This is a genomic window from Arthrobacter sp. zg-Y919 (genome assembly GCF_030142045.1).
Taxonomy (GTDB): domain Bacteria; phylum Actinomycetota; class Actinomycetes; order Actinomycetales; family Micrococcaceae; genus Arthrobacter_B.
Window position 1 is genome coordinate 2,948,184 of the sequence record NZ_CP126242.1, and the last position, 25,591, is coordinate 2,973,774.

At 66.2% G+C, this 25,591-nt stretch carries 26 protein-coding genes; 10 read left to right on the forward strand and 16 right to left on the reverse strand.

Features of this window, described 5'->3' with window-relative positions; translation table 11 throughout:
* Position 1: 1 nt before the first annotated feature.
* Both QNO10_RS13920 and QNO10_RS13925 read right to left on the reverse strand, forming a co-directional pair.
* Positions 2–1,537: a HAMP domain-containing sensor histidine kinase gene (locus QNO10_RS13920; RefSeq protein ID WP_229946133.1), complete on the reverse strand. Its 1,536-nt coding sequence runs from the start codon at positions 1,535–1,537 to the stop codon at positions 2–4.
* A complete protein-coding gene (locus QNO10_RS13925; protein ID WP_229946130.1) occupies positions 1,534–2,283 on the reverse strand; it encodes a response regulator transcription factor in 750 nt (249 codons plus the stop codon). Before QNO10_RS13925 ends, QNO10_RS13920 begins: the two co-directional genes overlap by 4 nt.
* Positions 2,284–2,475: 192 nt before the next feature.
* Between QNO10_RS13925 and QNO10_RS13930 the strand changes: the two genes are divergently transcribed.
* Positions 2,476–3,315, forward strand: coding sequence for a formate/nitrite transporter family protein (locus tag QNO10_RS13930; protein ID WP_229946128.1), 840 nt, complete (start codon positions 2,476–2,478; stop codon positions 3,313–3,315).
* 18 nt (positions 3,316–3,333) lie between these two features.
* Here QNO10_RS13930 and QNO10_RS13935 read toward each other — a convergent pair whose 3' ends face one another.
* Positions 3,334–3,828 (reverse strand): FBP domain-containing protein, encoded by a 495-nt coding sequence (locus QNO10_RS13935; RefSeq protein WP_229946126.1) that lies wholly within the window; start codon positions 3,826–3,828, stop codon positions 3,334–3,336.
* Between the two features lie 499 nt (positions 3,829–4,327).
* Between QNO10_RS13935 and QNO10_RS13940 the strand changes: the two genes are divergently transcribed.
* The 3 genes from QNO10_RS13940 to QNO10_RS13950 all read left to right on the forward strand — a co-directional run bounded on the left by QNO10_RS13940 (position 4,328) and on the right by QNO10_RS13950 (position 7,779).
* Positions 4,328–4,846: a CarD family transcriptional regulator gene (locus QNO10_RS13940; protein ID WP_229946124.1), complete on the forward strand. Its 519-nt coding sequence runs from the start codon at positions 4,328–4,330 to the stop codon at positions 4,844–4,846.
* A 538-nt stretch (positions 4,847–5,384) separates the two neighbouring features.
* A complete protein-coding gene (locus QNO10_RS13945; RefSeq protein WP_229946122.1) occupies positions 5,385–6,746 on the forward strand; it encodes a hemolysin family protein in 1,362 nt (453 codons plus the stop codon).
* Positions 6,739–7,779 (forward strand): hemolysin family protein, encoded by a 1,041-nt coding sequence (locus QNO10_RS13950; RefSeq protein WP_229946120.1) that lies wholly within the window; start codon positions 6,739–6,741, stop codon positions 7,777–7,779. The genes QNO10_RS13945 and QNO10_RS13950 overlap by 8 nt, the downstream gene beginning before the upstream one ends.
* A 3-nt stretch (positions 7,780–7,782) precedes the next feature.
* On the opposite strand, the gene QNO10_RS13955 is transcribed toward QNO10_RS13950, so the two are convergent.
* The 4 genes from QNO10_RS13955 to QNO10_RS13970 form a co-directional block, all read right to left on the reverse strand.
* Complete coding sequence (locus tag QNO10_RS13955) at positions 7,783–8,376, reverse strand: DnaJ family domain-containing protein (protein ID WP_229946117.1); 594 nt, start codon at positions 8,374–8,376, stop codon at positions 7,783–7,785.
* Between the two features lie 115 nt (positions 8,377–8,491).
* Positions 8,492–9,067, reverse strand: coding sequence for a hypothetical protein (locus tag QNO10_RS13960; RefSeq protein WP_229946115.1), 576 nt, complete (start codon positions 9,065–9,067; stop codon positions 8,492–8,494).
* Between the two features lie 16 nt (positions 9,068–9,083).
* Positions 9,084–10,229 carry a zinc-dependent alcohol dehydrogenase gene (locus tag QNO10_RS13965; protein WP_229946113.1) on the reverse strand — a complete coding sequence of 382 codons (1,146 nt, stop codon included), beginning with the start codon at positions 10,227–10,229 and terminating at the stop codon, positions 9,084–9,086.
* Positions 10,230–10,280: 51 nt separating this feature from the next.
* On the reverse strand, positions 10,281–11,903 hold the full coding sequence (locus QNO10_RS13970; RefSeq protein ID WP_349665745.1) for an ATP-binding protein: 1,623 nt from the start codon (positions 11,901–11,903) through the stop codon (positions 10,281–10,283).
* A 315-nt stretch (positions 11,904–12,218) separates the two neighbouring features.
* Between QNO10_RS13970 and QNO10_RS13975 the strand changes: the two genes are divergently transcribed.
* Together QNO10_RS13975 and QNO10_RS13980 are read left to right on the forward strand one after the other, a co-directional pair.
* The gene (locus QNO10_RS13975; protein WP_229946108.1) at positions 12,219–13,169 is read left to right on the forward strand and encodes a lantibiotic dehydratase C-terminal domain-containing protein; all 951 of its coding nucleotides are present in this window, start codon (positions 12,219–12,221) and stop codon (positions 13,167–13,169) included.
* A gap of 57 nt (positions 13,170–13,226) precedes the next feature.
* The gene (locus QNO10_RS13980; RefSeq protein WP_229946106.1) at positions 13,227–13,958 is read left to right on the forward strand and encodes a GAF and ANTAR domain-containing protein; all 732 of its coding nucleotides are present in this window, start codon (positions 13,227–13,229) and stop codon (positions 13,956–13,958) included.
* A 30-nt stretch (positions 13,959–13,988) separates the two neighbouring features.
* Here QNO10_RS13980 and QNO10_RS13985 read toward each other — a convergent pair whose 3' ends face one another.
* The 3 genes from QNO10_RS13985 to pstS all read right to left on the reverse strand — a co-directional run bounded on the left by QNO10_RS13985 (position 13,989) and on the right by pstS (position 16,997).
* A complete protein-coding gene (locus tag QNO10_RS13985) occupies positions 13,989–15,461 on the reverse strand; it encodes a mannitol dehydrogenase family protein (RefSeq protein ID WP_229946103.1) in 1,473 nt (490 codons plus the stop codon).
* Between the two features lie 93 nt (positions 15,462–15,554).
* Positions 15,555–15,755: a hypothetical protein gene (locus QNO10_RS13990; protein WP_229946101.1), complete on the reverse strand. Its 201-nt coding sequence runs from the start codon at positions 15,753–15,755 to the stop codon at positions 15,555–15,557.
* A 126-nt stretch (positions 15,756–15,881) separates the two neighbouring features.
* The gene (gene pstS, locus QNO10_RS13995; RefSeq protein ID WP_229946098.1) at positions 15,882–16,997 is read right to left on the reverse strand and encodes a phosphate ABC transporter substrate-binding protein PstS; all 1,116 of its coding nucleotides are present in this window, start codon (positions 16,995–16,997) and stop codon (positions 15,882–15,884) included.
* A 231-nt stretch (positions 16,998–17,228) separates the two neighbouring features.
* Between pstS and QNO10_RS14000 the strand changes: the two genes are divergently transcribed.
* On the forward strand, positions 17,229–17,609 hold the full coding sequence (locus QNO10_RS14000; RefSeq protein WP_229946095.1) for a DUF1304 domain-containing protein: 381 nt from the start codon (positions 17,229–17,231) through the stop codon (positions 17,607–17,609).
* 24 nt (positions 17,610–17,633) lie between these two features.
* On the opposite strand, the gene QNO10_RS14005 is transcribed toward QNO10_RS14000, so the two are convergent.
* The 4 genes from QNO10_RS14005 to QNO10_RS14020 are packed head-to-tail and all read right to left on the reverse strand — an operon-like array spanning position 17,634 to position 20,308.
* The gene (locus tag QNO10_RS14005; protein WP_229946092.1) at positions 17,634–18,542 is read right to left on the reverse strand and encodes a DNA-3-methyladenine glycosylase family protein; all 909 of its coding nucleotides are present in this window, start codon (positions 18,540–18,542) and stop codon (positions 17,634–17,636) included.
* A complete protein-coding gene (locus QNO10_RS14010; RefSeq protein ID WP_229946089.1) occupies positions 18,539–19,222 on the reverse strand; it encodes an alpha-ketoglutarate-dependent dioxygenase AlkB family protein in 684 nt (227 codons plus the stop codon). Before QNO10_RS14010 ends, QNO10_RS14005 begins: the two co-directional genes overlap by 4 nt.
* Positions 19,219–19,848 (reverse strand): methylated-DNA--[protein]-cysteine S-methyltransferase, encoded by a 630-nt coding sequence (locus tag QNO10_RS14015; RefSeq protein ID WP_229946086.1) that lies wholly within the window; start codon positions 19,846–19,848, stop codon positions 19,219–19,221. The genes QNO10_RS14010 and QNO10_RS14015 overlap by 4 nt, the downstream gene beginning before the upstream one ends.
* A complete protein-coding gene (locus QNO10_RS14020; RefSeq protein WP_229946084.1) occupies positions 19,835–20,308 on the reverse strand; it encodes an RNA polymerase sigma factor in 474 nt (157 codons plus the stop codon). Before QNO10_RS14020 ends, QNO10_RS14015 begins: the two co-directional genes overlap by 14 nt.
* A gap of 122 nt (positions 20,309–20,430) precedes the next feature.
* On the opposite strand from QNO10_RS14020, the gene QNO10_RS14025 reads away from it, so the two are divergent.
* Positions 20,431–21,972 (forward strand): long-chain-fatty-acid--CoA ligase, encoded by a 1,542-nt coding sequence (locus QNO10_RS14025; protein ID WP_229946082.1) that lies wholly within the window; start codon positions 20,431–20,433, stop codon positions 21,970–21,972.
* 204 nt (positions 21,973–22,176) lie between these two features.
* Here the strand turns inward: QNO10_RS14025 and QNO10_RS14030 are convergent, their stop codons facing one another.
* Positions 22,177–23,151, reverse strand: coding sequence for an EamA family transporter (locus QNO10_RS14030; RefSeq protein ID WP_229946078.1), 975 nt, complete (start codon positions 23,149–23,151; stop codon positions 22,177–22,179).
* A 215-nt stretch (positions 23,152–23,366) separates the two neighbouring features.
* Here QNO10_RS14030 and QNO10_RS14035 point away from each other — a divergent pair, with 215 nt between their 5' ends.
* Together QNO10_RS14035 and QNO10_RS14040 are read left to right on the forward strand one after the other, a co-directional pair.
* Positions 23,367–23,708, forward strand: a complete 342-nt coding sequence (locus QNO10_RS14035; protein ID WP_229946076.1) for a hypothetical protein — start codon at positions 23,367–23,369, stop codon at positions 23,706–23,708.
* A gap of 103 nt (positions 23,709–23,811) precedes the next feature.
* Positions 23,812–24,588, forward strand: a complete 777-nt coding sequence (locus tag QNO10_RS14040) for a sigma-70 family RNA polymerase sigma factor (RefSeq protein ID WP_229946073.1) — start codon at positions 23,812–23,814, stop codon at positions 24,586–24,588.
* Positions 24,589–24,613: 25 nt separating this feature from the next.
* Here QNO10_RS14040 and QNO10_RS14045 read toward each other — a convergent pair whose 3' ends face one another.
* Positions 24,614–25,552 (reverse strand): glycosyltransferase family 9 protein, encoded by a 939-nt coding sequence (locus QNO10_RS14045; protein ID WP_229946070.1) that lies wholly within the window; start codon positions 25,550–25,552, stop codon positions 24,614–24,616.
* Between the last annotated feature and the right edge of the window lie 39 nt (positions 25,553–25,591).

Here is a 25,591-nt window from a genome sequence, read left to right on the forward strand (position 1 = left end):
TTCAGCGGGTCCCCGCCAGCGGCAGCACCACCGTGAAACAAGTTCGGCCGGGTTTACTTTCGACGTCGACCGTCCCCCTGTTGGCTGTGACGAGGGCGGAGACAATGGCGAGGCCAAGTCCCGTGCTGCTGCCCGAACCGCGTGTTCGGGCGAAGTCGGCCTTGCTGAACCGGGAGAATAGTGAATCGATGAAGTCCGGGTCGATGCCCGGGCCGTCATCCGTCACCGTCAGCGTCACCCACGCGGACCCCGACTGAAGTCCGACGTCCACCCGGGTACCCGGGGGTGTGTGACGGTGGGCGTTGGACAGCAGGTTAATCAGGATTTGCCGGAGTTCCGAGTCAACGGCGGACACAGTCACCGGCTCCTCGGGCAGAGTCAGTGTCCATTGATCCTCCGGGGCGGAGACCTGCGCATCGCTCACCGACTCAATAATCAGCTCGGTGAGGTCAACCTCTGCCGGCTCACCGCGCTGGCCCTCGTCCAGGCGGGCAAGCAGCAGCAGGTCTTCGACCAGGGCGGACATCCGCCTTGATTCACTGTCCACCCGTTCCAGCGCAGCACGGCCCGGCGGACTGACGTGTTCGCTGAGCAGGACCAACTCCGTATAGCCGCGGATGGCGGTCAGCGGAGTACGCAGTTCGTGGCTGGCATCCGCCACGAACTGCCGCACCTTTGTTTCGCTCGCCTGCCGGGCACGCAGCGCATTGGTGACGTGGTCGATCATTCCGTTCAGGGCTGACCCCACGGTTCCCACTTCCGACCCCGGCCGGGCGGCCGCTTCGGGGACCCGGACGGGAATTTCCACCTCCCCGGAAGCCAGCGGGAGCTTCGACACCGACGTTGCGACGGCAGCAAGTTTGTCCAGCGGCCGCAGCGACCGGCGGATGATCACCGTGCCCGTGAACCCGGTGACAAGCAGTCCCGCGAGGGACAGGACAACCATGGTGATATCCAGCGACGCAAGGGTGCGGTCCCGCGGCCCAGTCGAGAGTCCGGTGACGAACATCCCCTCCGCCGTGCCGGGAGGCGACGCGAAGGCATCCACCCGGTAACGCCCGCTGGACAGGTCGATATTGCCGGGGCTGCTGCCGGGGTCGGCGGCAGCCAGCAATTCCAGGTCTGCCGCAGTCAGGGACTCCGCGCTTCCGTCCTCAAGCACCAGACTGGATCGACGAGGCAATCCGTCCTCAACAACGACACTGAACGAACCCGGGCGCCGTCCGTACTGGGTCCCGTTTCCCTTTGCTCCCGTTCCGTTGTCCGCACCGGCTGGGTCCTGTGCCCTACCCGTCCCGGAGGCCTGGTTCTGTTCACCGGCCTGGCCCGGGCTGAACCCTGCCCTCCCCGCGGCACGTTCCAGGCTGTCGTCGAGCACTCCGGTGAGATACCGGCTCATGGCGACATGGCTGAACAGCCCCAGTGCCGCGCAGGTGGCCGTCAGGAGGGCCAAAGTGGCGAGGATCAGCTTGGTACGCAGGGGATGGCTGCGCAGTTCGGCTGTCCCCCCAGCTGCGTGCCGTGCCTTCCCGCTCATGGGGCCACCGGTTTGAGTACGTAACCGACACCCCGGACCGTGTGGATCATGGGCGGGCGTCCGGCGTCGATCTTCTTGCGCAGGTAGGAAATGTACAGTTCCACGATGTTCGCCTGGCCGCCGAAATCGTAGTTCCAGACGTGGCTCAGGATCTGGGCCTTGCTCAGCACCCGCCGGGGGTTTTCCATGAGGTACCGAAGCAGCTCCCACTGAGTGTTGGAGAGGGCAATCTCCTCCCCGCCTCTGGTGACTTCATGGCTTTCCAGGTTCATCACCAGGTCATCAACCACCAGTTCCGCGGAGTTTGACGCCGTAACGCCGGAACGCTGCACCAGCCGGTGCAGCCGGAGCCGCAGCTCTTCCATGCTGAACGGCTTGGTTACGTAGTCATCCCCTCCGGCGGCCAGACCCAGGATGCGGTCCTCCACCGCGTCCTTGGCGGTCAGGAACAAAGCGGGAACCTGCGGAGAAAACGACCGGATCTTCTGCAGGGCCTCCAGACCGTCAGCGCCCGGCATCGTCACGTCCAACACAACGACGTCGGGGCAGAACTCCCGCGCCGCAGCAACCGCACCCGGTCCATCACCGGCGGTAATGACGTTCCAGCCCAACGTCCGCAGACCTATGCCCACCAGCTCGGCGAGGGCCGCCTCGTCGTCCACCACCAACGCCCGGATGGGACTGCCGTCCGGGTGCGCCAGGCGCGGAAGAGCTCCGGCGGGGAACCGGGACAGTACGTCTGCCATGGGTACGTCCTTTGGCTCTGGTGGCTCTCGTGGCTGGCACAAGCGTAAGCGCAAAGGGCGGTTTTGCCTCCGGTATTTTCGGCCGGCGGGAGTCAGGGGGTGAAGCCGGGGCCGCAGCGGACCCTGCGGCATCATCAGCAGGCTTATGGTTGCATAGGTAGGCGCACAGCATTTCCGCACTGAAAGGACGTCATGAGCGAGGAACGCCGCAGGGAAATCGGAGAATCCTCGGCACCGGTGGAGGACGAACTCAAGCAGTCATTTGATAACACCGTGACGGAAGGTGCCGAACGGCTGCACCGTACCCTCCGGACGATCCTGGTGACCGGAGTATTCGGCGGCATGGAGGTTGGCCTGGGCGTGATGGCGTATCTGGCCGTTATGCATGAGACCGGCGACCACCTGCTGGCGGGCCTGGCGTTCAGCGTCGGCCTGATTGCCCTCTTCCTGGCACACAGCGAGCTGTTTACCGAGAACTTCCTGATGCCGGTCGCCGCCGTCGCGGCCAAGGAAGGCAGCATCAAAGCCCTGGCGAAGCTCTGGGGTGGAACCCTGCTGGCCAACCTGGCCGGCGGCTGGATCTTCATGTGGATTGTGATGCAGGCCTTCCCCCAGTGGTCTCCGACAGTGGCAACGTCGGCACTCCACTTCACGGAGGCTCCCTTTTCGCTCCAGACCGTCGCGCTGGCGGTCCTGGGCGGCAGCACCATCACCCTCATGAGCCGGATGCAGCAGGGCACCTCCTCGGATCCGGCCAAGATCGTGGCAACGGTAATCGGCGGTTTCCTGCTGGCCGGCCTCCAGCTCTTCCACTCAATCCTGGATTCACTGCTGATCTTCGGCGCCATCGTCTCCGGCGCCGAAATCACGTATCTGGAATGGCTCGGCTGGTTCGGCTACACCCTGCTCTTCAACATGCTCGGCGGGCTGGTGCTGGTCACGGCACTGCGGCTGGTGCGGACCAAGGAGCTGGTGGCGCAGAGACGCAGGGAGGCGCCCGGGGACCCCGACGCCGCCCGCAGCGACGCCTGAGCTCCCCGGGCAGGCGCCTTACCGGGCCATGACGTTTCGCATAAACTGCCCGCTGCGCTCACGCAGGCCCGAGATCCGCTCGGCAATCACCAGTTCCGGATCGGGATGGATGGGATTAGGCAGAACCGCCGCACGGACGTTTGCGGAGCAGGTGAAGTCCGCGTGGATGAGTGTTCCCACCGTGTTGCCGTCGCGGCCGCGCTGCCCCGCCCGGCGGGCTACATAGAGGAAGACCGGCTCTTCGGAATAGACGTCCTGGCAGAGGGCGCACATGACCCGGCGGTTCTTGGGCGCACTCAACTCCGGAGCGCGCAGCAGCACACCGACAGCTTTCCCGTCCACCGGCAGGACCAGATAGGCGCGCTGGGGCATTTTGTGGTCCCGCCAGCCCAGCTGGTCCAGGTGTTCCCACTCCAGGTCGGCGAAACCGGCGGGGAGGTTCATCGCGGCCACCTCCGAGCGGCTGGCGTTAACGAAGGATTTGCGGATGGTTGATTCAGTCAGGGGTTCCATGATGTCTTTCAAGGCTTTCGTCAGCAGGAAGGAGCGCACCGTTCCGGGCGCGTAAGGGCGGAGGCAGCAAAGGCCGCGGTGCAGGCCGCACGGCCCACCTGCCCTTCCGCTGCGGCGGTCCGCGCGCACATCATGTTGACCCTGTTAGACACCGCGCCATCCTAGCAACTGCGCCCCGCCCCCTGGGCAGTACCGCGCCTGGAAGACTCCTCCCGCGGCGCTGACCACCGGTGGAATGCTTCATTGTTTTTACGCCTCGAAAAAGGCACTTGCGCAGGGAGGATAAGCTAGCTGAACAGCGTGGGCACCGCGGGCGGACAGTTAATGACTTAATCCGTCAATCATCCGAGCAGTATCCGCACCCCTCGCCTGGAAATTGACTCCTTCTCTATTGCCCGCCCGTCCAGCCGCCACCTCACCCGTGACCGGCCTGGACAGGTCCAAGCGGTCTTGGGAGCCGCTTCCGAAGCAATTCCGGAACCAACAGAGGAACGTCATTTTGAATTTCACCGTCGGGCAGACCCTGGTGTACCCGCACCACGGCGCCGTTACCGTTACCGACATTTCGCCCATGACCGTCAAGGGAGTCGAGCGTGAAACGCTGACCTTCCGCGTGCATGCCACCGAACTGACCATCAAGCTTCCGGCGGACAACGCCGAAGACGTGGGCGTCCGCCGTGTCATCGACGAAGACGGCGTGGAGGCCGTGTTTGCAGTGCTGCGCGGTCCGGTGGGGATGGAACCGGATAACTGGTCCCGCCGCTTCAAAGCCAATGAAGGCAAGATGTCCACCGGTGAGCTTCACCTGATCGCTGAAGTTGTCCGCGACCTGTGGTGCCGCGAGCGTACCCACCCGCTGTCCACCGGGGAGAAGCGGATGCTGCTCAAGGCCCGCCAACTGCTCGTCTCCGAACTTGCCCTGGCCCGCTCCTCGTCCGGTGAGGAAGCCGGCGACCTGCTCGATTCCGTCCTGCTGGAAACCGTCTCGGAGCCGGAGCCGGAGCTGGCCACCAGCTAGTCCTCTCCCCCGCCCCGCCCGCCCGGCGCAGTGCCTGCCGGGAGGTCGGGGGCGCACCCGCAGGCCCGTTTTGAATCCGGGTGGGGTGGCGTTGTATCAAGGAAAGTAGGACGGCTTCCGCCTCCCGGCAGGCCGTCCGCTGCGGATTAAGAGAACTTCGAGGGCCTTGATGCCGTGGGCCCGGAAAGGCGCCCGTGAATTTTCCCTGTACGTGTTTTTACCGGCCCGTGCCCGGCACCGGCCGCCTGGGAATTGAAATCTATGACCCGTTTTGTCTGGTGCGCCAGCACCGGGTGGCGGCCTCCACCAACCATGAACCGACGTACAGGCACGACCAGGGCAGCTGGTAGCCGGTTCGTCGCGGATACCGGCTGCTTCCAGGGACGCACCTTGGAATGGGTCGCAGGTCCGTCCTGTATTATTTCTTGGACTATGGATGACCCTCCCTCACATAAACCCATGCCCCTCCCCGTCCTGACCGTGTTGCAGACTGTGTTCACCCCGGCTGCACCGGCTATCGCGAGAGAGGGGCAGCCCCATGTATGAATGGCTCATGGTCGGCGTGGGTTTGCTCCTCACCGTCGGTACCGGACTGTTTGTCGCCTCCGAGTTTTCCCTCGTCAACCTGGACCGCGCAGAGCTTGAAGCCCGCCGCGACCAGGGCGAGAAGCGCCTTAATCCCACCATCAACGCGCTGAAGATCACCTCCACCCATCTTTCCAGCGCCCAGCTCGGCATTACGCTGACCACACTGCTGACCGGGTACACCTTTGAGCCGGCAATCAGTTCCCTGCTGCGCTCCCCGCTCACCACCCTGGGCCTCCCCGAGGGGATGGTGCCGGGAATCGGCGCCGTCGCCGGCATTTTCCTCGCCACCATCTTCTCGATGATTATCGGTGAGCTGGTTCCCAAGAACTTTGCCATGACCCTGCCCCTGGCCACCGCGAAGCTGGTGGTGCCGTTCCAGACCGTCTTCACCACGGTATTCAAGCCAGTGATCCTGCTGTTCAACAACACCGCGAACGCGATCATCCGGTCCTTCGGCATCGAACCCAAGGAAGAACTGTCGGGCGCCCGAAGCGCCGAAGAACTCAGCTCCCTGGTCCGCCGCTCCGCCCTGGAAGGCGTGCTGGACCTGGACCACGCCGTGCTCCTGAACCGGACGCTGCGCTTTGCGGACCACTCCGCTGCGGACGTTATGACCCCCCGGGTCCGCATGCGGACCGTACACGAGTCCGATACTGCCGAGCAGATTGTCGCCGTTGCTACGGCAACCGGCTATTCCCGCTTCCCCGTGATCGGACGGGACTCGGATGATGTCCTCGGCGTCCTCCACCTCAAGCAGGCCTTCGCGGTTCCGCTGGCTGCACGGACGTCGGTCACCGCTGCAGAGCTCATGGTGGAACCGCTGCATGTACCCGAGTCCATGGGCGTCGATACCCTGCTGGGACTGCTGCGGGCCCAAGGCCTGCAGGTAGCGATCGTTTCCGACGAGCACGGCGGTACCGCCGGCATTGCCACCCTCGAAGACCTCGTGGAGGAAATCGTCGGCGAACTCGAGGACGAACACGACCGGGCACGAATCGGCGTCGTCCGCACGGGCCGCGCCATCACGTTCGACGCCTCACTGCGGCCCGACGAACTCCTGGACCGCACCGGCGTCGAGGTTCCCGACGGCGAGGAATACGACACCATCGCCGGGTTTGTCACGGACGAACTGGACCGTCTGCCGGAACTGGGCGACGAGGTGGAGATCGAGGGTGGCACCCTCCGCGTGGAGCGGGTGGTCCGAAACCACATCGAACGCCTGCGCTTCACACCGTCCGGCTCACTGGAAACTCCGGTGAGTGCGCATGACCGCATTGTCGACTCGCTGACCAAGGAACTGACCCATGAGTGAATACCTGCCCGGAATCATCTGGCTCGTAGTGCTGCTGGTGGTCAACGCCTTCTTCGTGGGCGCTGAATTCGCGGTCATCTCGGCCCGCCGGTCGCAGATTGAGCCCAAGGCCGAAGCTGGAAGCAAGGCCGCGAAAACCACGCTGTGGGCGATGGAACACGCCACCCTGATGCTGGCCACCAGCCAGCTAGGCATCACCGTCTGCTCCCTGGTCATCCTGAACGTCTCGGAACCGGCCATCCACCACCTGCTGGAGATCCCGCTGGGCCTGACGCCGCTGTCCGCGGACGCCATCGGCATCATTGCCTTTGTGGTGGCGCTGCTCGTGGTGACGTTCCTGCACGTGGTGGTGGGCGAAATGGTGCCGAAGAACATCTCGTTCTCCGTCCCCACCCGCGCCGCACTCCTGCTCGCTCCGCCCCTGGTGATGGTGTCCCGCATTGTCCGTCCGGTCATCTGGACCCTGAACGGCATTGCCAACGGGGTCCTGCGCCTGTTCAAGGTAGAGCCCAAGGATGAAGCAACCAGCGCCTACACCCTGGACGAGGTTGCGAACATCGTGGAGCAGTCCACCCGCGACGGGGTCCTCTCGGACCGCAGCGGCACCCTGACCGCGGCGTTCGAGTTCACGGAAAAAACCGTGGCCGACGTCGAGGTTCCGATCAGCCAAATGGTGCTGCTGCCCGAGACCGCCACCCCGGCGGACCTGCAGCAGGCCGTGGACGTCCACGGGTACTCGCGCTACATCCTCACCAACGACGACGGCGACCCCGACGGCTACCTTCACCTGAAGGACGTTATGGACCTCACCACGCCGGACGAATTCGCCGCACCGGTGCCGGCCAAGCGGATCCGCCGGCTGGCCTCGGCTTACCGGGGCAGCGAGCTGGAAGATGCCCTGGCCACCATGCGCCGTACCGGCGCGCATGTGGCGAGGGTCTTCGATGCCAAGGGCACCACCACCGGCGTGCTCTTCCTCGAGGACATCATTGAAGAGCTGGTGGGCGAAGTGCACGACGCCACCACGGTCTAACGCCTAGCGCCTGCGTTTCCACCACGGCCGCCGCTGCTCCGGTTCCGGAGCGGCGGCGGATTCAGTTTCGGCGGCCGCCGCCTTCCGGTCCCGCCAGCGCTGCACTTCCCGTTCGACGTCGCGGGGCTGGGTGATGACGGGCGGCCCGCCTTCGAGCTGGCGGCGGGCGTCGATGACCCGCGCATTGAAATCCTCGACGATTTCCCGGACCTGCCTTTCGGTCCACCGCGTGTCCAGCCGGGCGTCCAGTTCGGCGTCTTCGGTGCGGAGCAGGATGGCCTGAGGTCCCAGCCCGGTCACGTTCTCCCGCTGCATCAGCCCCTTGATCCACCAGTCCGGGTCGTGGCCGTCACCGAGGTTCGGAATGGGCTTGCCTGCATATTTGAGGTTGTCGAAGTCGCCCCGCGCCATGGCGTCGCGGACCAGGTAATCCGCCTTCGCGGCGTCGTCGACCTTCCGGCGTTTGTGCTGCAGCTCGTCCTCAGCGGCCGCCTGCTCAACGTCCGCTTCGTCGAGCCCGCCGCCGGCAGCTGCCGCCCTCATCCGCGCGGCCCGCTCCATCCTGCGCCGGTACTGCTCCGCACCCCTGCCGTCCATGATCTCCCGTCACCATCGATTCACCTGTTTAGTGTTTCAACCGGTCCGGACCTTTCCAGTATTCCTCCGGGCTGGAACCCGGTCCACTGTTGAACGGAGTCACTTCTGAACGGAGTCACTTCCGCAGCCGCCGCACCACTGCACCGACGGCGGTGGCCGCCCCGGCACCGGCCAGCAGCCACGGACCGCCGACGAGGATCGGATCAATCCACTGGTGGTTTACGTCCGCCCGCTTCCGGCCAACCCGGGAGGAGTAGCCGTGGCGGGAGAACTCGCTGAGGATGCCGGTCTCCGTGACCGGGTTGTCCGGGTGCAGGGTGGCGAAGGACGCCAGGTGGCTTTCCACCGCGTCCACCCGGTCAGCTGCCAGCAGGATCAACCAGTGCGCCGCACGGGCCTCACTGAACCGGCGGTAGGCGTACCGGCGCATCACCCCGGAGAGCCCCTTGGGCGGGCAGGAAGTCCCGAACACGGGAGTGAGGAACTTGTGCTCGATCGACCGTTCCCGGGGATACTTTTCCTCCTGCCGCACCGGGAATTCCCAGTGCGCACCGCTGAGGGTCGGGTCGAACTGCAGTTTGGGGACGGCGGGGCGGTCCTTGGGATCAAGATCCGCGCCCCACCCCGGGATCCGGGCGCGCAGTTCCTCGCTGGTGGGGGTCAGGGCGGGCTTTTGCGGCGTGTACGGCATGGCGGCGTCCTTCCTTTCAGGATCCGGGGATGATGACGGGCTTAATGCAGTTATCCAGCTTGGCTGAGAACATGTGATAGCCCTCGGCAATGTGTTCCAGCGGAATCCGGTGCGTGATGATCTCGCTGGGCTTGAGGTAGCCGGCCTGGATGTGCTCGAACAGGCGCGGCCACTGCCGCTTCATCGGAGTCTGGTTCATGTTCAGTGTCAGGCCCTTGTTCATGGCGTCGCCGAACTTCACCGCACTGAACATCGGCCCGTAGGCACCCATAACGGAAATGGTGCCGGCTTTGCGCACCGAATCGATGGCCCAATTGAGCGCCACGGGCGAGCCGCCCTGCAGTTTGAGCTTGGTAGCGGTGACGTGCTGCAGGAAATTGCCGTCCGCCTCCGCCCCCACCGCATCGATCGCGACATCGGCACCGAGGTGATCGGTGATTTTCTTCATCTGCACCACAATGTCGTCATACTCGGTGAAGTTGTAGGTCTCGGCATGGGCGAAGGTCCTGGCCTTTTCCAGCCGGTAGTCCAGGTGGTCAATGACAATGACCCGGCCGGCCCCCATCAGCCAGGCGGACTTCGCGGCGTACAGTCCCACCGGTCCGGCGCCGAAGACAGTCACCGTGTCGCCCTCGACAATGTCGCCCAGCTGGGCGCCGAAGTAGCCGGTGGCCAGTGCGTCAGTGCACATGAGTGCGTCTTCTTCGTCCATCCAGTCAGGAATGATGGAGGGTCCGACGTCGGCGAACGGGACCCGCACGAATTCCGCCTGGCCGCCGTCGTACCCTCCGGTGGTGTGCGAATATCCGTACAGGCTGCCGACGGCGGTGGCGTTCGGGTTTACGTTGTGGCAGTTCGAATACAGTCCCCGCGCGCAGAAGTAGCAGGACCCGCAGTAGATGTTGGCGGGAACCATCACGCGGTCGCCGGCCTTGAGGTTCCGCACCGACGGCCCAACCTCTTCGACCACACCGATGAACTCGTGCCCAAAGGTGTGCCCGACCCGGGTGTCGGGCATCAGGCCGTGGTAAAGGTGCAGGTCGGAGCCGCAGATTGCCGCCCGGGTGACCCGCACGATCGCATCGTTGGGATGTTCTATCGGCGGGATGTCCTTCTCTTCGACCCTCACCTTGTATGGTCCTCGGTACACCATTGCTCGCACTGGGCGTCTCCTCGTCAGAAGCCGGATCTGGCCCCTTAACAATAAGCAGACTTAGTAAGTTTGCAAGCCCCGTTCGGGCCCATCGGCCGGAAGCTCCACGGTGAACACGGTTCCCTGGCCGGCTTCACTGCTGAAGCCGATGCTTCCCCCGTGTTCTTCCACAATCCGTCGGGTAATCACCAGCCCGAGTCCAGCCCCGGGGATGGCGGCAGTCAGTGCCCCGCCGGACCGGAAGAACCGGGTAAAGACCTGCTCCTGCTCCTCCACTGTCATGCCGATGCCCGGGTCGGCCACCTCGATGACGACGGAGTCGTCCTGCCGCCGGGCGCGCACCCGCACCGTGCCGCCGTCGGGCGAATACTTGACCGCGTTGGAAACGAGGTTTTCCAGCACCTCCCTGATCCGGCCGCTGTCCACCACCGCCCGCAGGTCTGCGGGGACCTCAACACTGAATTCCACCCCGTTGACGCTGGCCCGGGCGCCGAAGGAATCGACGGCGGCGTGGACCAGGGGGGCGAGTCCGGTTTCCTGCAGGTCCAGCGCAGCGCTGCCGGACGCTACTGAAAGCAGGTCCGTGACCAGCTGCAGCAGCCGTTCGGCGTTCCGGACTGCCGTCTGCAGGGCCGATTCGACGGTGTTTGGCAGCTGCACCTCCGCCTCCAGGGCCATGTCGAGGTAGCCGAGAATGGAGGTGAGCGGCGTCCGGAGTTCATGGGAAACGTTCCCGACAAATTCGGCCTGGGCCGCCAGTGCACGCACCAGCTGGGTGACGTCGCTGAAGGCCAGGACCGATCCCCTGAAGCCGCTGCCGTCCCGGACCGTCCGCGCACTTACGCTGACGGCCATCTGGCCCTGCCCGGTGCCGATCCAGACGATCTGCTCCGAGAAGGACTCCCCGGCAATCGCCCGGCTGATGGGACGCTGCTCGTCCGGTATCAGGGTTTTCCGGTCCCGCCCATAGATGGGCCACGTGCCGCCTCCGAAGGTGGGGGACCCATCCGACGGGATTAATGACCGGGCGTTTTCCATCATGGCGTTGGCGAGGATTTCCCTGCCCTCGTCATCAACCACGAGCACCCCCACATCCACCGTGTCCAGGATGGTCTGCAGCAGGGATTCCCGCTGCAGTGCCCGCTGTTCGGCAGCACCCCTGGCGGCTTCGGCGGCCTCCGCCTGCTGGAGTGCCTCCACCAGGTCGCGTTCATACCGGCGCCGCCCGGGCACGGGGAATACGGTGACCAAATCAAGGGTGCCGGTGCGGGAGGGGATCCGGGCCGCCGAAATATAGGCCGGCAGCCTGGTGTTGCCGGGTCCCTGGAAGTCGACACTGAGGTTCACCGCAGGTCCGGAAGTCAATGCTGCACTCCAGCGCTGGTATTCCAGCAGGTCCTCGGGTGACAGAAGGTCGACGAAAAGGGTTCCCTCCAACGCCCGCCGGTCCCTTCCAGCCCACGCGGCAAATGTGGAGTTTGTTTCGAGAATGACGCCTTGGGGAGATATAAGAACGTGCCCGGACGGGGCAAGGTGGAAAAGGGTCGACAAGTCGGGAATGGACGTCCGCTGCCAGGGGATGCGCGGAAAACGGCGGGAATGAGGGGGCATGCCGACCTTTAGAAAGAACAAGTTATGCAGGGACTTTTCCCGGGACCCGCAGTTATTAATACGATTGCGCATTGTGCCCGGCAAATGAATTTATCAGCCAACTTGCAAAAGGCGGGAATGTGACACGGCATGGCGCCCGGGTGGTTCCGTGTGCTCCGCCAGCGGCGGCGGCCGGTACCGCCTCACCTCCACGGGGGGGGGTGTGCGGACGGCAGGAGATACTACTACGAATCGGGCACTTCGGCATGGGTTCCGACCGTCTTCGCGGAGAGGATTTCCGGCTGGTGGACATGGCCATCCAAGTGGGAAAGACTTCCATCCCGGGAGTCGCTCCAAAAGGCGTTCCGGGTGGGGTGGCCCTGCACGAACAGTACCGAAAGGATGGCCATGAGCCAGCCAGCCACACTTCGCCCGGCTTCTCCCCCTTCTACCCACCTCCTCTGGTGGAACCTGACCGTTGATGCCGGCACCTTCGATCTGGCCGACCGGATCATTAGTGACCTTGTCACCCCCCTGGTTGCGCAGGCGAGGCTGTGGGGAACCAAGCGGTGGTTCTACACCCGGAGAATGCAGCCGTCGAATGCGCAGCTCCGGCTGCGGATACTGGCCCCCTCGGAAACCCTGGACCGGTTGAAGTCCCTGTTGGGAGCCCTGCAGGAACAGTCCGGGGATCCGGTCCGCAGCCTAGCGGCAGTGCACGAGTTTAACGAACCGGTCCTGGACCGGACAGTGGGGACGGACGCCCTGCTGCCTTCGGCGGAGGCTGACCTGGCCCGCTACGGCGGAGTGGAAGGGCTGGCCCTCGCAGAGGAGGTCTTCGAGCTTTCTTCGGATCTCTGCCTCTGGGCCACCGCACGGTTCGGGAAGGCACAGAACCGCTCCGCACTGGCTTCGCTGCTGCTCTTTGATTCCGCGTACGCCATGATGAAGGGGCCGCGGGCGTCCACCTGGCCGGACCGCCGTCGGGTCTCCTGGGAGTACTACTGGGACAGCCACCTCCACAGCTGCACAGCCTCGGATCCCCGGGCCGCCGGAGTCCAGAAGGCAACGGGTGCGCAGGCGCAGGCACAGCTGATGCCCGTGCACCGGCTGATGATGGCCACGGCATCCGAATCCGCCGTGATGAACTGGCGCCGCCGCTGGCTGCGGACCATCGACACATACCTGTACCGGGCAGACAAGGCCGGAGCCAGCCGCAGCGCGCAGCACCTTACGGTCTACCAGGCGCACGGCCTGCTCAACCGGCTCGGATTCACGCTTCGCCAGGAGGCACTCATCGGGGTCTACGCGAGGAACTGGAGCAGGGAGAAGGAGGCCGGTCTGACGGACACCACGTGATGCCGGCGCAGGGAACGGCATTGGCGGGACGCTCACGGGCGGCGATAGAGTCGACCCATGAACTTATCCTCCGAGCAGCACTCCGTTGCCGCTGAACTGCAGCAGCTTCTACTGCAGACCGAATCGGTGGAGTTCTTCCTCGAAGGCTTTGTCTCCCATGCCGCGGAGCTTTTCAGCAGCGACGTCGAAGTCCTGGCCGGCGTGACCCTGCTGCGGAATAAGCAGGGTGCCACCGTAGCCAGCAGCAGTGAGGCCGCCCGTGCACTGGACGAAGTCCAGTACGGCTTCGGGGACGGTCCGTGCATGCGGGCCTCGCGAACGGGAAAAACCGTGCTGGTCGAAGATGTCCGCACCGACTCGCGGTGGCCGGACTATACCGACGCCATCCGTGACCGCGGGTTCTATTCCATCCTCGGCGTCCCGCTTCTCCTCGGCAGCGACGGGGGCGCCGGGTTGAACCTCTACGCCCGGGAGCCGGGGTACTTCACTCCGGAGGTCATCCGGACAGCAGATGCATTTGCCGCAGAGGCTGCGGTGACCCTGCGGATAGCCGTTCAGATCGCCCGGCACAGGAGCACCGCCAACCACCTCCGGACGGCCATGCAGGCCCGGACCACCATCGACCTCGCCGTTGGAATCGTGATGGCCCAGAACAAGTGCGGCCAGGACGAAGCCTTCGAGATCCTGAGCCGTGCCTCCGGCAACCGAAACGTGAAACTCCGGGAGCTCGCTGAGCGCGTAGTGCAGTCCGTAACCTCCCAGACAGTGACAACGCACTTCGTCGACTAGGTGTCATCAGGCTGCAGGGCGGTGTACCGGTTAATCCACCCGTTCCGCGATGGCTGCCTTGGCCCCGCTCCTGTGCAGGGTATCCAGTGCGGCAAGGTATGGGTCTGTGAAGCGCGGCTCCCGGGCCAGGTTTGCGAAGAAATGCTGCTGTGAGACAAAGGCCAGCGGGTCTTCCCGGTTCCGGGCGGCCACAGCCATCACTTCGTCGCGGTGGTTGTCCACCACGCGGATAGGAACACCGGCCTCATCCACTCCCTCGGCGTACCGCGCCCAGGCGGCAATGATGGTGGCGGAACGGGAAACCTCGCCGCCGGCCGCAATGTTGTCCCGGACTACCGGCACCAGCCACTTCGGAATCCGGTCCGAACTTTCGGCGCACAGGCGGGCGAGGGTATCCCGGACATGTTCGTTGCCGAAGCGCTGCAGCAGGCGCAGCTTGTAGGCGTCCAGGTCCACGCCCGGTACGGGAAGCAGCGTGGGGGTGGCTTCGCGGTCCATGTACTCCAGCAGGAACTGCGCCAACTGCGGGTCCCGGACTGCTTCATGCACGTACCGGTAGCCGGCCAGGTAGCCCAGATAGGCCAACCCCTGGTGGCCGCAGTTCAGCAGGCGCAGTTTCATCCGCTCATACGGCTCCACATCGGCCGCCATGCTCACGCCGGCGTCCTCCCACGGGGGGCGGCCCTGCGGAAAATCATCCTCCAGTGCCCACTGGGCAAAGTCTTCGGCGACGACCGGCCAGGCATCTTCCACGCCGAATTCCGCGGCAATCGAGGTACGGTCCGCATCGGTTGTTGCGGGAGTGATCCGGTCCACCATCGAGGAGGGGAACGGTACGGACTCCTGCACCCACTCCCCCAGTTCCGGGTCCAGTAACCGTGCAAATTCGCCGAATGCCTTCCTGGCCACTTCGCCGTTGCCCGGTAGGTTGTCGCAGGACATGACCGTGAACGGTTCAAGTCCGCGGCTGCGGCGGCGCCGGAGAGCCTCGGTGACGAGGCCGAAAACCGTAGCGGGAACAGCGCCGGGCAGCAGATCCGCCGCGATTTCCGGGGCTCCGGCGTCGAACTCGCCCGTCGTGTCGCTGATGTTGTAGCCGCCCTCGGTAATGGTCAGGGAGACGATTCGGGTGGCCGGAGCAGCCATTTTTTCAATGACCGCCTCGGGGTCCTCGGGTGCGTACAGGTACTGGGCAATGGACCCGATCACCCGCGCTTCCCGGACGCCGTCCGGATGCTTCAGGACCAGGGTGTACAGGCAGTCCTGGCTGTCCATAACGGTCTTCATCGCGGCGTCGGAGGGCAGCACCCCCACGCCGCAGATGGCCCAGTCCAGAGCCTTGCCCTGGTTCATCAACCGGTCCAGGTACATCGCCTCGTGTGCCCGGTGGAATCCCCCAACACCGAAGTGCACAATGCCGGTGGTCAGACGGGAACGGTCATATTCGGGCCGCGGCAGGGACGCCGGCAGGTCGGAAAGGAACTCTTCGCTGAGTTTGGTCATGATGAGCCGCCTTAGGCAAAAGGATGGGCGTCAATCTACCAGACCCCTTCTCCCGGCACCCGGCCTCGGACGGCCTTTTAACCACGTACTTCGTCACTCGACGGCCTGGGTATCCAGTTCGATAAAGGCCCAGTCCGGCTCAGCCAGGATGGGGTCCATCACCGGTCCGCCGGCCTCGGCGATCCGGTCCTGGACCTTGGGCGGCAGGCCGTCCTGGCGGAGGTTGTTCCTCAGCCAATCCTTGGCGGAGCTGTCCAGGTACGGCCACCAGCGCTCGATTCGGATAGGTTCCACTGCAGCCCCCTTCAGCGTTGCGTAAATCCACGGTGACACCGGCACCGAGGGGGCGCAAGAGGGCACCGAAAGAGGGGCAGCCGAAGCTCCAGTGCTACCGGCAGGTAGTACCGGAGCGGTCCAGACCTAGTCGCGGACGGTGATGGATTCCAAGGCGGCATGGGCCTCTTGGGCCAGGGATTCGGGGATGGGTGCGCTCTTTGCCGCGTCCGCAGAGGTCTGCTGGCCCTCCCTGCTGACCACATACTGGCCGAAGGTCCGCACGCGTTCCACGAGGGCCTCGTCGGCGTACGAGCTGCAGTAGATCTGGTAGGAAACCAGTACCAGCGGATAGGCGCCGGGCGCGGTGGTCCGCCGGTCCAGCTGGAGCGCAATGTCATTCTTTCCCCGTCCGGGGACCCGCGTGGATTGCTCGACGGCGGTGCTCGCCGCCTCGGCACTGATCGGCACGAATTCGCTGCCGACCAGCAGGTTGGCGGTGCCCATGGAATCGTCAATCACCGAGTCATCGGCATAGGTCACGGCTCCCTCGGTACGCGTCACGGTACTGACGACGCCGGAGCTTCCCTGCGCGTTCTCCCCCTGCAGCCCGCCCGGCCAGGTTCCGGACGGGGCGTCCGGCCAGGCCTCCGGCACTACCTCGTGCAGGTATTCAGTGAAGTTCTCCGTGGTGCCCGAATCATCGGCACGGCTGACCGGGGTGATCCGTGTGGAGGGCAGCTGCACGTCCGGGTTCAGGGCCGCGATGGCCGGATCGTTCCAGGCCTCAATCCCACCGCGGAAAATCCGGGCAATGGTGTCGGCATCCAGGTTCAGCGATTCGATGCCGGGGAGGTTGAACGCTACGGCAATCGGGGAAATGTAGGCCGGAATGTCCAGGGCACCGTCGGGTCCGCACACCGTTTTGGCATCTTCCAGCTCTTCGTCCTGCAGATAGGCATCCGAACCGGCGAAGTTCACCGCACCGGCCAGCAGGGCGCTGCGTCCGGCACCTGAGCCGTCCGGGGAGTACTGGAGCTGGACCTTGGGGTGCAGCGTGCCGAAACCGGCGATCCAGGAATCCATTGCCGGCCCCTGCGCGCTCGATCCGGCACCGGAGAGCACTCCGCTGAGGTTGGAAGTACTGTTCTCGGCCGCCTCCCGCTGGGCATCGCCAAGGGGATAGTCGGATCCGCATGAGGTAAGGGCAAGCGATGCCAGCACCACCGTGGCCAGGGAACGGGCGGGGCGGATTGGGCGCAAGGGGTGTCCTTCCACAAGGGGGCTTCGGCGTCCAACGCCGCAGGAGGCAGCGGCTGGTTCTTCCGCTCATTCAAGGCTAGCCGGATTTTGGCTCCCTCCGCCAACCGAAAGCCCCCTTCACCCTTGAGCGCCGGCATTGCCGGCTGTCACGATTGACGGCACTGCGGATTTAATCCGTTTCGGCGCGTCAGCGCCGGGCGGCTCCGCGGCCGCAACGTTCGAGGAGTACCCGTGCTGATAGCCGCAGCCATCTTTGCCGTCGTGGCCGCCGCGGTGGCTTTCTACTTCTTTATGCTCGAGTCGCTGCGCTGGGCGGAACCCGAAACCGCCGCGGTCTTTCAGCTGCGGGGGTCCAATGCTGCCGCCACGGCCCAGCTGGCCTACAACCTGGGGTTCTACAACCTCTTCCTGGCGGTGGGTGCCGGGCTGGGAGTGGTCCTGCTCTTCGCCGGCAACGCCGTGGCCGGGCTGACCCTGATGACGTTCACCACGGCCTGCATGCTGCTCGCCTCTGTGGTCCTGGTGCTCAGCGACCGGAGGATGGGGAAACTGTCCCTGGTCCAGGGCGGTCCGGCGGCGTTCTCCCTTGTCTTTTCGCTGCTGGGCACCTGAACCGGTGCCACCGCCGGCGGAACGTTACCCGGCAGCGCCGGCGGGCACCGCGGGAGCATAGGCGGCCGAGGTCCAGAGATGGAACAAGGCGTAGGAGCGCCACGGACGCCACGGCTGCGAAAGCCGGGCAGCCTCGCGTCCGGACCCCACTCCCAGCGCCCGCTTGAGCACCAGGTCGTCAGCCGGATACGCGTCGCGGTCCCCCAGTACCCGCACGGCCAGATAGTCGGCCGTCCACGGTCCGATTCCAGGCAGGGCCAGCAACCCGGTCCGTACGGCTCCGGGTTCCGCACCGGCGTGCAGCGGCAGTCCTCCGGCCACTGCCCCTGCCAGGGCAGAGACGGTCCGGGCCCGGGCATGCGTGATCCGCACTGCGGACTGGATGTCCGCAGCCGGAACGGCAGCCAGCCGCTCTGCCGAGGGAAAGGCGGACAGTCCGGCGGGCCCCGGCTCCCCGAAGGCCGCGACCAGCCGTGATCCGAATGTCCGGGCAGCGGCAAGGGATACCTGTTGCCCCAGGACAGTCTGGACCCCGGTCTCGAAGCCATCCGTGGAGCCTGGCACCCGCAGCCCCGGGTGCCGCCGCACCAGGGGCTCCAGCAGTTCGAACCCGGCGAGGAACGGATCCACGACGGCTGGGTCCGCGTCCAGGTCCAGCCACGCCCGGACCATCGCGGTCAGGGCCGCTTCCTCCGGTTCCGGCAGTCCGGGCAGGTCGAGGACCACCCCGGCATCCCCGAAGTGCACCGCCGCCGCGACCGGAGCGGAACCCGCCGCAAGCAGCCGTTCCACGGTGGCGCCGCCGTCGGTCCGGGTGACCCTCTCCAAACCGGGTACGGCGTGCGCCTGCAGCGCGTTCGCCAGGGGCTCCCAGGCGAACGGGGTGCGGTGCTGCAGTACATAACGCCGCCGGCCGGCGGCGTCTTCGCTCACTCCAGTCCGGTCATGCGCAGGGTGATGTTGATCCGGCCCGAGGCCAGCCCCGACGCCGGGTCTGCGGTGCCCGCCAAGGTCCGCGGGACGCCATGATAGGCGAAGCGGGAGGGGCCGCCGAACACGAAAAGGTCTCCGGATTCCAATTCCAGGTCGGTGTAGGGACGGTTCCGGGTTTCGGTGTTGCCGAACCGGAAAACACAGGTGTCCCCGATGCTGATGGACACCACGGGGGCGCTGGATTTCTCGTCCTTGTCCTGGTGCATGCCCATGTGGGCGCCCTCCGCGTAGTAGTTGATCAGCGCGGTGTCGGGAGTGTAGTTTTCCGGCCGGAAGTCCTCCCTGGCGTAATTGCCGTCGGGTTGCCGGTAGGCCTCACGGAGGGCGTCGCGGCCCAGTTCCACCAGCCAGTCGGGCAGTTCCGCGACGCGTCCGCCGCCGACGTCGTCGGCTGTCCTCGTGTATTTGTAGGGCTGCCAGTGCCAGCCCAGGCACACGGTCTGCACGGACATGGGGTGCCCGCCCGGCAGGACGGCCGCGCGCATGGGAACCGGCCCGATGGCCCACTGCCGGCAGGCCGCTACGATGTGCTGCTGTTTCTCCGGCGGCAGCCAACCGGGCACATGTACCGCGCCGACGGCGGGTTCGGAACGTTCACGCGGGAACAGGGAGTTACTCATGCGGCAGCTTCCAGGTCGAGGAGGATTTTCTTCGCAGCGGGACCGCCGCGGTAGCCGCCGGTGGTTCCGTCCGAGCGCAGCACCCGGTGGCACGGAATCACCAGGGGCAGCGGATTACGTCCGCAGGCGGTCCCCACGGCCCGGACCGCCCCCGGATTTCCGGTCAGCGCGGCAATACCGGCGTAAGTGGCGGTGTGCCCGTAGCCAATGCCCTGTAACGCCTCCACCACGGTCCGCCGGTAACCGGCGGTCAGCCGCAGGTCCAGGTCCAGGTCAAAACTGTAGCGGGTGCCGTCGAAATACTCGCGGAGCTGGGCGGCGGGACGGGCCAGCCGTCCGGGGGCTTCCAGGATCCGCGGACTGATCCGGGTACTCAGGTCCTGCAGCACCGTATCCACCCCTTCACATTCGAACGCGACCCGGACCAGGCCGGCGTCGGTTGCCGCGAGGACGAGCCGGCCCACGGGACTGTCGATGACGGTGTAGGCAACGTCCAGCAGCCCGGCCGGCTCCGCCTCGGCGGCAAGGCGCGCATGCAGCGCGGCCAGGACCGCGTCCTCGTGCGGATCGGGGTCCAGCAGGCCGGCGGCGGAGAGACCGCCCCCGGAGGGCTCAAAGGATGCCATTGCGGTCCTCCTTGTACAGGGTGCGTAGTTTCTTGATGCCGTCTGCGGCGGACCGCCGGCAGGCGGCCTCGCTGCCGCCGAGCAGCCGGGCCACTTCGGCGTAGGGAAGACCCGCGAGGTGGTGATAGGCCAGGGCCTCCCGCTGGCGGACCGGCAGGGTTTTCAACGCCCCCCACAGCCCGTCGGTGTCCGGCGGATTGGCCGCCGCCCGTTCCGGGATGATGTCCACGGGCAGCGGGTTCCGGGCGGCTGAGCGGTGCTGGTCCACGGCCTTCCGCTTGGCGATGGTGACGAGCCAGGCCTGGACATTGGCGCCGTCGGGCAGGTCCGGGTAGGCGCCGAGCGCGGCGAGGAACGTCTCCGACCAGGCGTCCTCGGCCTCATCCGGGCCCAGGACGGCACGGCAGACCCGCAGCACGGCCGGACCGTGCTCGCGGACAATCTGCTCAAAGGGTTTCACTTCCACATACGGTAGACGTTTTCCACCGCCGGTTTGTGAGCCCCCGCGGCCGAAAGTTCTTCCCCGTCCAGCGGCAGTGGCTAGACTTCCCCTACGTCACAGATCAAAGGAGATCTCCCCCCATGCATAATCTCGCCAGCATCCTGACCGAAACGGCGGCACGCTTTCCGGAGCGGACAGCCCTGAAACTGGATGACACCGTCGTGTCCTATGCGGCCCTGGACGCCATGAGCGCCAAGGTAGCCGGCCTCCTTGCCAGCAAGGGAGTGGTGCCCGGAGACCGTGTTGCGCTGGTGATGCCGAACATTCCCCAGATGGCTTTCGTTTACTTCGGCGCGCTGCGCCACGGCGCCGTCGTCGTCCCCATGAATCCGCTGCTGAAGGCCCGCGAGGTGGCCTACCACCTGCAGGACTCCGGTGCCCGGATCGTCTTCGCCTGGGAGGGCGTGGCTGCGGAAGTCTCCGCCGGGGCTGAGGAAGCCGGCGGCGTGGACGTGGTGTCCGTGGACTCCGGGGCGTTCCTGCAACTGCTGGCCGGTGCGGACAGCAGCACGGAAGTCGCCGAAGTGGATGACCAGGACACGGCGGTGATCCTCTACACGTCCGGAACCACGGGACGGCCCAAGGGTGCCGCGCTCACGCACCGGAACCTGCTCAGCAACGCCCGCGTGGCCCAGTCCCTGCTGAACACCGTGGAGACGGATGTCCACTTCGGCGGACTGCCCTTCTTCCACGTATTCGGCCAGACCGCCGCCCTGAACTCCTCGGTCCTTTCCGGAGCCTCCATCAGCCTGCTGCCCCGTTTCGACGCCGGCAAAGCCCTGGAGATCATCGAACGCGACGGCGTGACCATCTTCGAAGGCGTTCCCACCATGTACGTGGGCATGCTGCGCCACCCGTCAGTGAAAACCACCAACCTCTCCTCCCTGCGCGGAGCCATTACCGGCGGGTCCGCCATGCCGCTGGAAATCCTGCACGAGTTCGAGGAGGTTTTCGGCATCGAACTCCTGGAGGGTTACGGCCTCTCGGAAACCTCGCCGATCGTGTCCTTCAACGTCCCCGGCGGGAACCGGCGGCCCGGCTCGATCGGCAAGACCGTGGCCGGAACGGAAGTCCGGATGCTCGACCCGGACGGCAACGACGTGCCGACGGGCGACATCGGGGAGCTCTCCGTCCGCGGCGACGGCGTGATGAAGGGGTACTGGAAGAACGACGACGCCACCGCCGCTGCCATCCCGGACGGCTGGTTCCGGACCGGGGACCTCGCCCGCTTCGACGAAGAGGGCAACATCTACATCGTGGACCGCAAGAAGGACATGATCCTGCGCGGCGGCTACAACGTCTATCCGCGGGAGATCGAAGAGGTGCTCTACGAACATCCGGCGGTGGCCGAAGCAGCTGTCATCGGCATCCCCGACCCGCTGCACGGCGAGGAAATCGCGGCCGTGGTGGGGCTCCGGGAAGAGGCCGTGCCTGCTGACGACGCGGCGCGGGAGGCCCTGATCGCAGATATCCAGCAGTTCACCAAGGACCGGTTGGCCGCCTACAAGTATCCGCGCCGAATCGAGCTCACCGACGCGCTGCCCAAGGGCCCCACGGGCAAGATCCTGAAGCGCGAAATCAAGGTCTCCGCGCCCCTGGTGGCTGAAGCGCCTGGGGTCTAGGCGCGCGGGCTTTGGGCCTTTGGGCCCCTACGGGGCCTGGAACGGCGGCAACGAAATTCTCCGCTCGCAGAGCTCGCGAGAATATTAAAGCCGCCTTCCTCCAGGCCCCTCCAGTGCCCGCGGAAGAGGCCAGCAGGTGCCGGTGCCCAGTCCCGTGTGTTTGCGGCCTGCGGGCATTGCGGGAATTGAAGGGTTAAGCGGCGGCTAGGCGTAGGGCTCGACGTCGGCCGTTGCTTCGCCTGGAAGGCCCGCCGTTTCGTCGGAGCGGACCAGCACGACGCCGGCGACGATCAGGACGCCGCCCGCCAGCTGCACGGGCCGGGGCAGTTCGGCCAGCAGCAGCCACGCCCACAGGACGGCAAACAGCACCTCGGTCAGGGACACGAACGAGGCCACGCGTGAGCCCAGCGAACGGGCCGCGATGATGCCGGTGACATAGGCCAGCACCGTGGAGAAAAGCACCAGGCCGGCCACCGGAACCCACCAGGCCGTCTGCCAGCCGCCAAGCTCCACATCCGCGGTGCTCACAGCCATCGGAAGGACGCCGGTGAGGCCCAGTACGGCCATGGTGGCCCCACCGACAAACATGCCTCCCGTGGCAAGCACCAGGGGCGGAAGGGAGTCGTTCTGTTTGGCGGTGATGAAGAAATAGCCCGCCAGGCAGACGGCTGCCGCGAGACCCCACAGCACGCCCACCGGGTCGACGCGGATGCTGCCGCCCAGATCCAGGACCAGCACGAGTCCTGCCACGGCGGCCACCGCGCCGAGGACCGTGCGGAGGCCGGGCCGGCGGCGCGTCACCGCCCACAGCCAGAGCACCATAAGCACCGGAGCCAGGAACTCAAGCAGCAGGGCCACACCGACGGACAGGCGCTCCACCGCGTTGAAATAGAAGAACTGGCATCCCGCCACCCCAATGAAGCCGAAGACCACGATGGTGCGCCAGTTGGTCCACACCTGGCTCCAGCGTCCATGCAGGGCAACTGCGGCCGGAATGGCCAGCACCAGGGCGGCCCCGAGCATCCGGACAGCAACGGCGCCGGTGGAGGTCCAGCCGGTCTCCAGCAGCGACTTCGCGAAGGAACCGGAGAGCCCGAACACAGACGACGATGCAAGCGCTACAAGAATTCCGGCTGCTCCGGGACGCAGGCGGCCGGGTGTGGCCCGGGCACGTGCCATGGATCCCCCTGGGTAGGCGTTGTCCGGGACACCGCGCCCGGGTTTTACGACGGCGACGCTACCCGGGGCGGGGTGGCGTTTCAACAATCCGTCCCAAGGCAACCCCACGTCCCCTTATTGGAGTACAAGGACAGCAGAAACGGCGGCGGGCCTTCCCCCGGGCCTAGGGTTGATAGGTCAAGAAGACGGCGCCTCCTCCTGCCAGGGATCTTTCCATGGTTTCCATGCTCACCTTCGTCAGCCGCCGCACCGCCTGGCTCGTCCTCGCCGGCTGCACCGCCTTCTGGGTGGTGCTGATTGCCGGTCTTTTGGAAGCACCGCTGGGTACCCCGCCAACCCTCATGTTCCTGTGGATGTACGCCAGCCTTATGGTGGCCCTGGCCAGCACGCTGGTGGCCGCAGCCGCCGTCGCCGCGCTGGTCCTGCACCGCAGGGCACCCGCCGCAGGAAAACCCCAGCCGCCTGCTCCAACGGATCCCGGCCCACAGCAGCCGGCGGAGCCGAACGGTCCGCGGGACTTATACCTTCTGCTCCGTGGCCAGTTCAAGGAGCAGTGACAAAACAAGTGGTCCGGACTCTTGATAACGGGTGAGTGCTCTGGTGTTCTGATCGGGCGGTCCAGCAGCGGGCCGGACCTGCTGCTGAAAACCCTGCCCGCAGATGAGCCCTCACTCCCCCTTTTCGCCGTCCCTCCCGTTTGAACAGGCCCGCCAGGCGCGGGGCGACCTGCAGCAGGCACTGCACAATGAGCTGGTCCTCAAATACCGTGACATCGCCGAAACCGCGGCCGCCGCCTATGCCGGCAGGGGGCGCGAGCTGGCTGATCTTCGGCAGGTTGCCTACATGGGACTGATCAAGGCGGTCCGGCGCTTTGATCCTGCAGTCGGCCCGCATTTCCCTGCCTTCGCAGTCCCGACCATCCATGGGGAACTCAAGCGGTATCTCCGGGATCATTCCTGGGTGGTACGCCCACCACGGCAGCTTCAGGACCTGCGGACGGCCATTGCCAGGCTGCAGCCGGAGCTGCTGCAGTCGCTCGGGCGTGAGCCCTCACTCCGGGAACTGTCCGAGGCACTGGGAGTCAGCACCACAACCGTCTCGGAGGCGTGGAACTGCCAGAGCAGTCTCCGCCCGGAGTCCCTCGAGGCCTTGGCCGATACCGCCGGCGCCGAGCAGTGGGCCGTGGCGGACGGACGGCTGGAACGCGCCGAGAACCTCGCCATGCTTCGCCGCGCCGTGCGGAAACTGACCGACCAGGATAAGGAACTGTTGTTCCGACGCTACTTCCACGAGGAGTCCCAGCAGGCCATCGGCGAGCGCCTGGGCATGACGCAGATGCAGGTGTCCCGCGGTTTGGCCCGGATCCTGGTGCGCCTGCAGCACGAACTACTGGGCGCACCCGCGGCGGCACCCGCTTCCGACGCCGCCACCGCCTGACCTCCGGCTCCACCGGCACCGCGTCCTACAGCGCTTCGAGTTTCTCCACCGCGGACAGGACGTCCTCCACTGTGACCGCCAGCAGCGCCGGATCGGGATCCCCGGCAAACGTGTCCCCACGGCGCCGGCTCTCGTCGGTCAGGGCGATGTGCGGGCCCGGGGGCGGCCCCCATTCGCTGACCGGCGCCGGGCCGAAGAGGACCACCGACGGCCGGGCGTAAGCGGAGGCCAGATGCGCTGCACCGGTATCGGCGGAAAGTACCAGCCGGGACCGGGCAATCACTGCGGCGAACTCCTCCAGGCGCAGTTTCCCCGCCACCACGCTTTCCGTCGGCAATCCGGCGGCGGAGGCGACGGCGAGCGCCCGCCGGCGTTCGCCCGCACTGCCCGTGAACAGCACTGGCGCACCGGCAGCGGAGAGTTCCCGGGCGACGTCGGCAAACCGGTCCGCAGGCCACAGCCGGCTGCCGTACGCGGCACCCACGTGGATGACCACCGCTTCGGGTACCCCGGCGGCGGCCGGCGGCGGGTCCAGCCGGTAGTCCAGCGGATCGGCGGGGATGCCGTGCCAGGACAGCAGGTCCGCCCACCGGTCGCGTTCGTGGACCCCGTCCTTCCACGGCGGCCCGTCCCAGCCGGGCCCGGCGTGCCCGATCCGGCGGGCGGGCTGCACCGCCTCCAGCCGGCTGCAGCTCTCCGGCCCGCTGCCGTGCAGGTTGACGGCAATGTCTATCTGTCCTGGTTCGAGCGGAATGGGTACATCGAGTCCGTGCAGGGGAAGCAGGTCATCCACGGCGCCGGTAAGCGGCAGCACGGGCCGCAGCCACTCCTGGGCGGCATAGCGGATGCGGTGCCCCGGGAATTCCCGGCGGAGGGCCTTCAGGGCCGGAACCGCCACCAGCAAATCCCCCAGTTTCAGGGCACGCAGCACCAGCAGCTCGGGACGGCGGACCAGTTCGGGCATGGGTGCGGCTTCCTTCCGGTCGGGTGCACATCCTCCCAG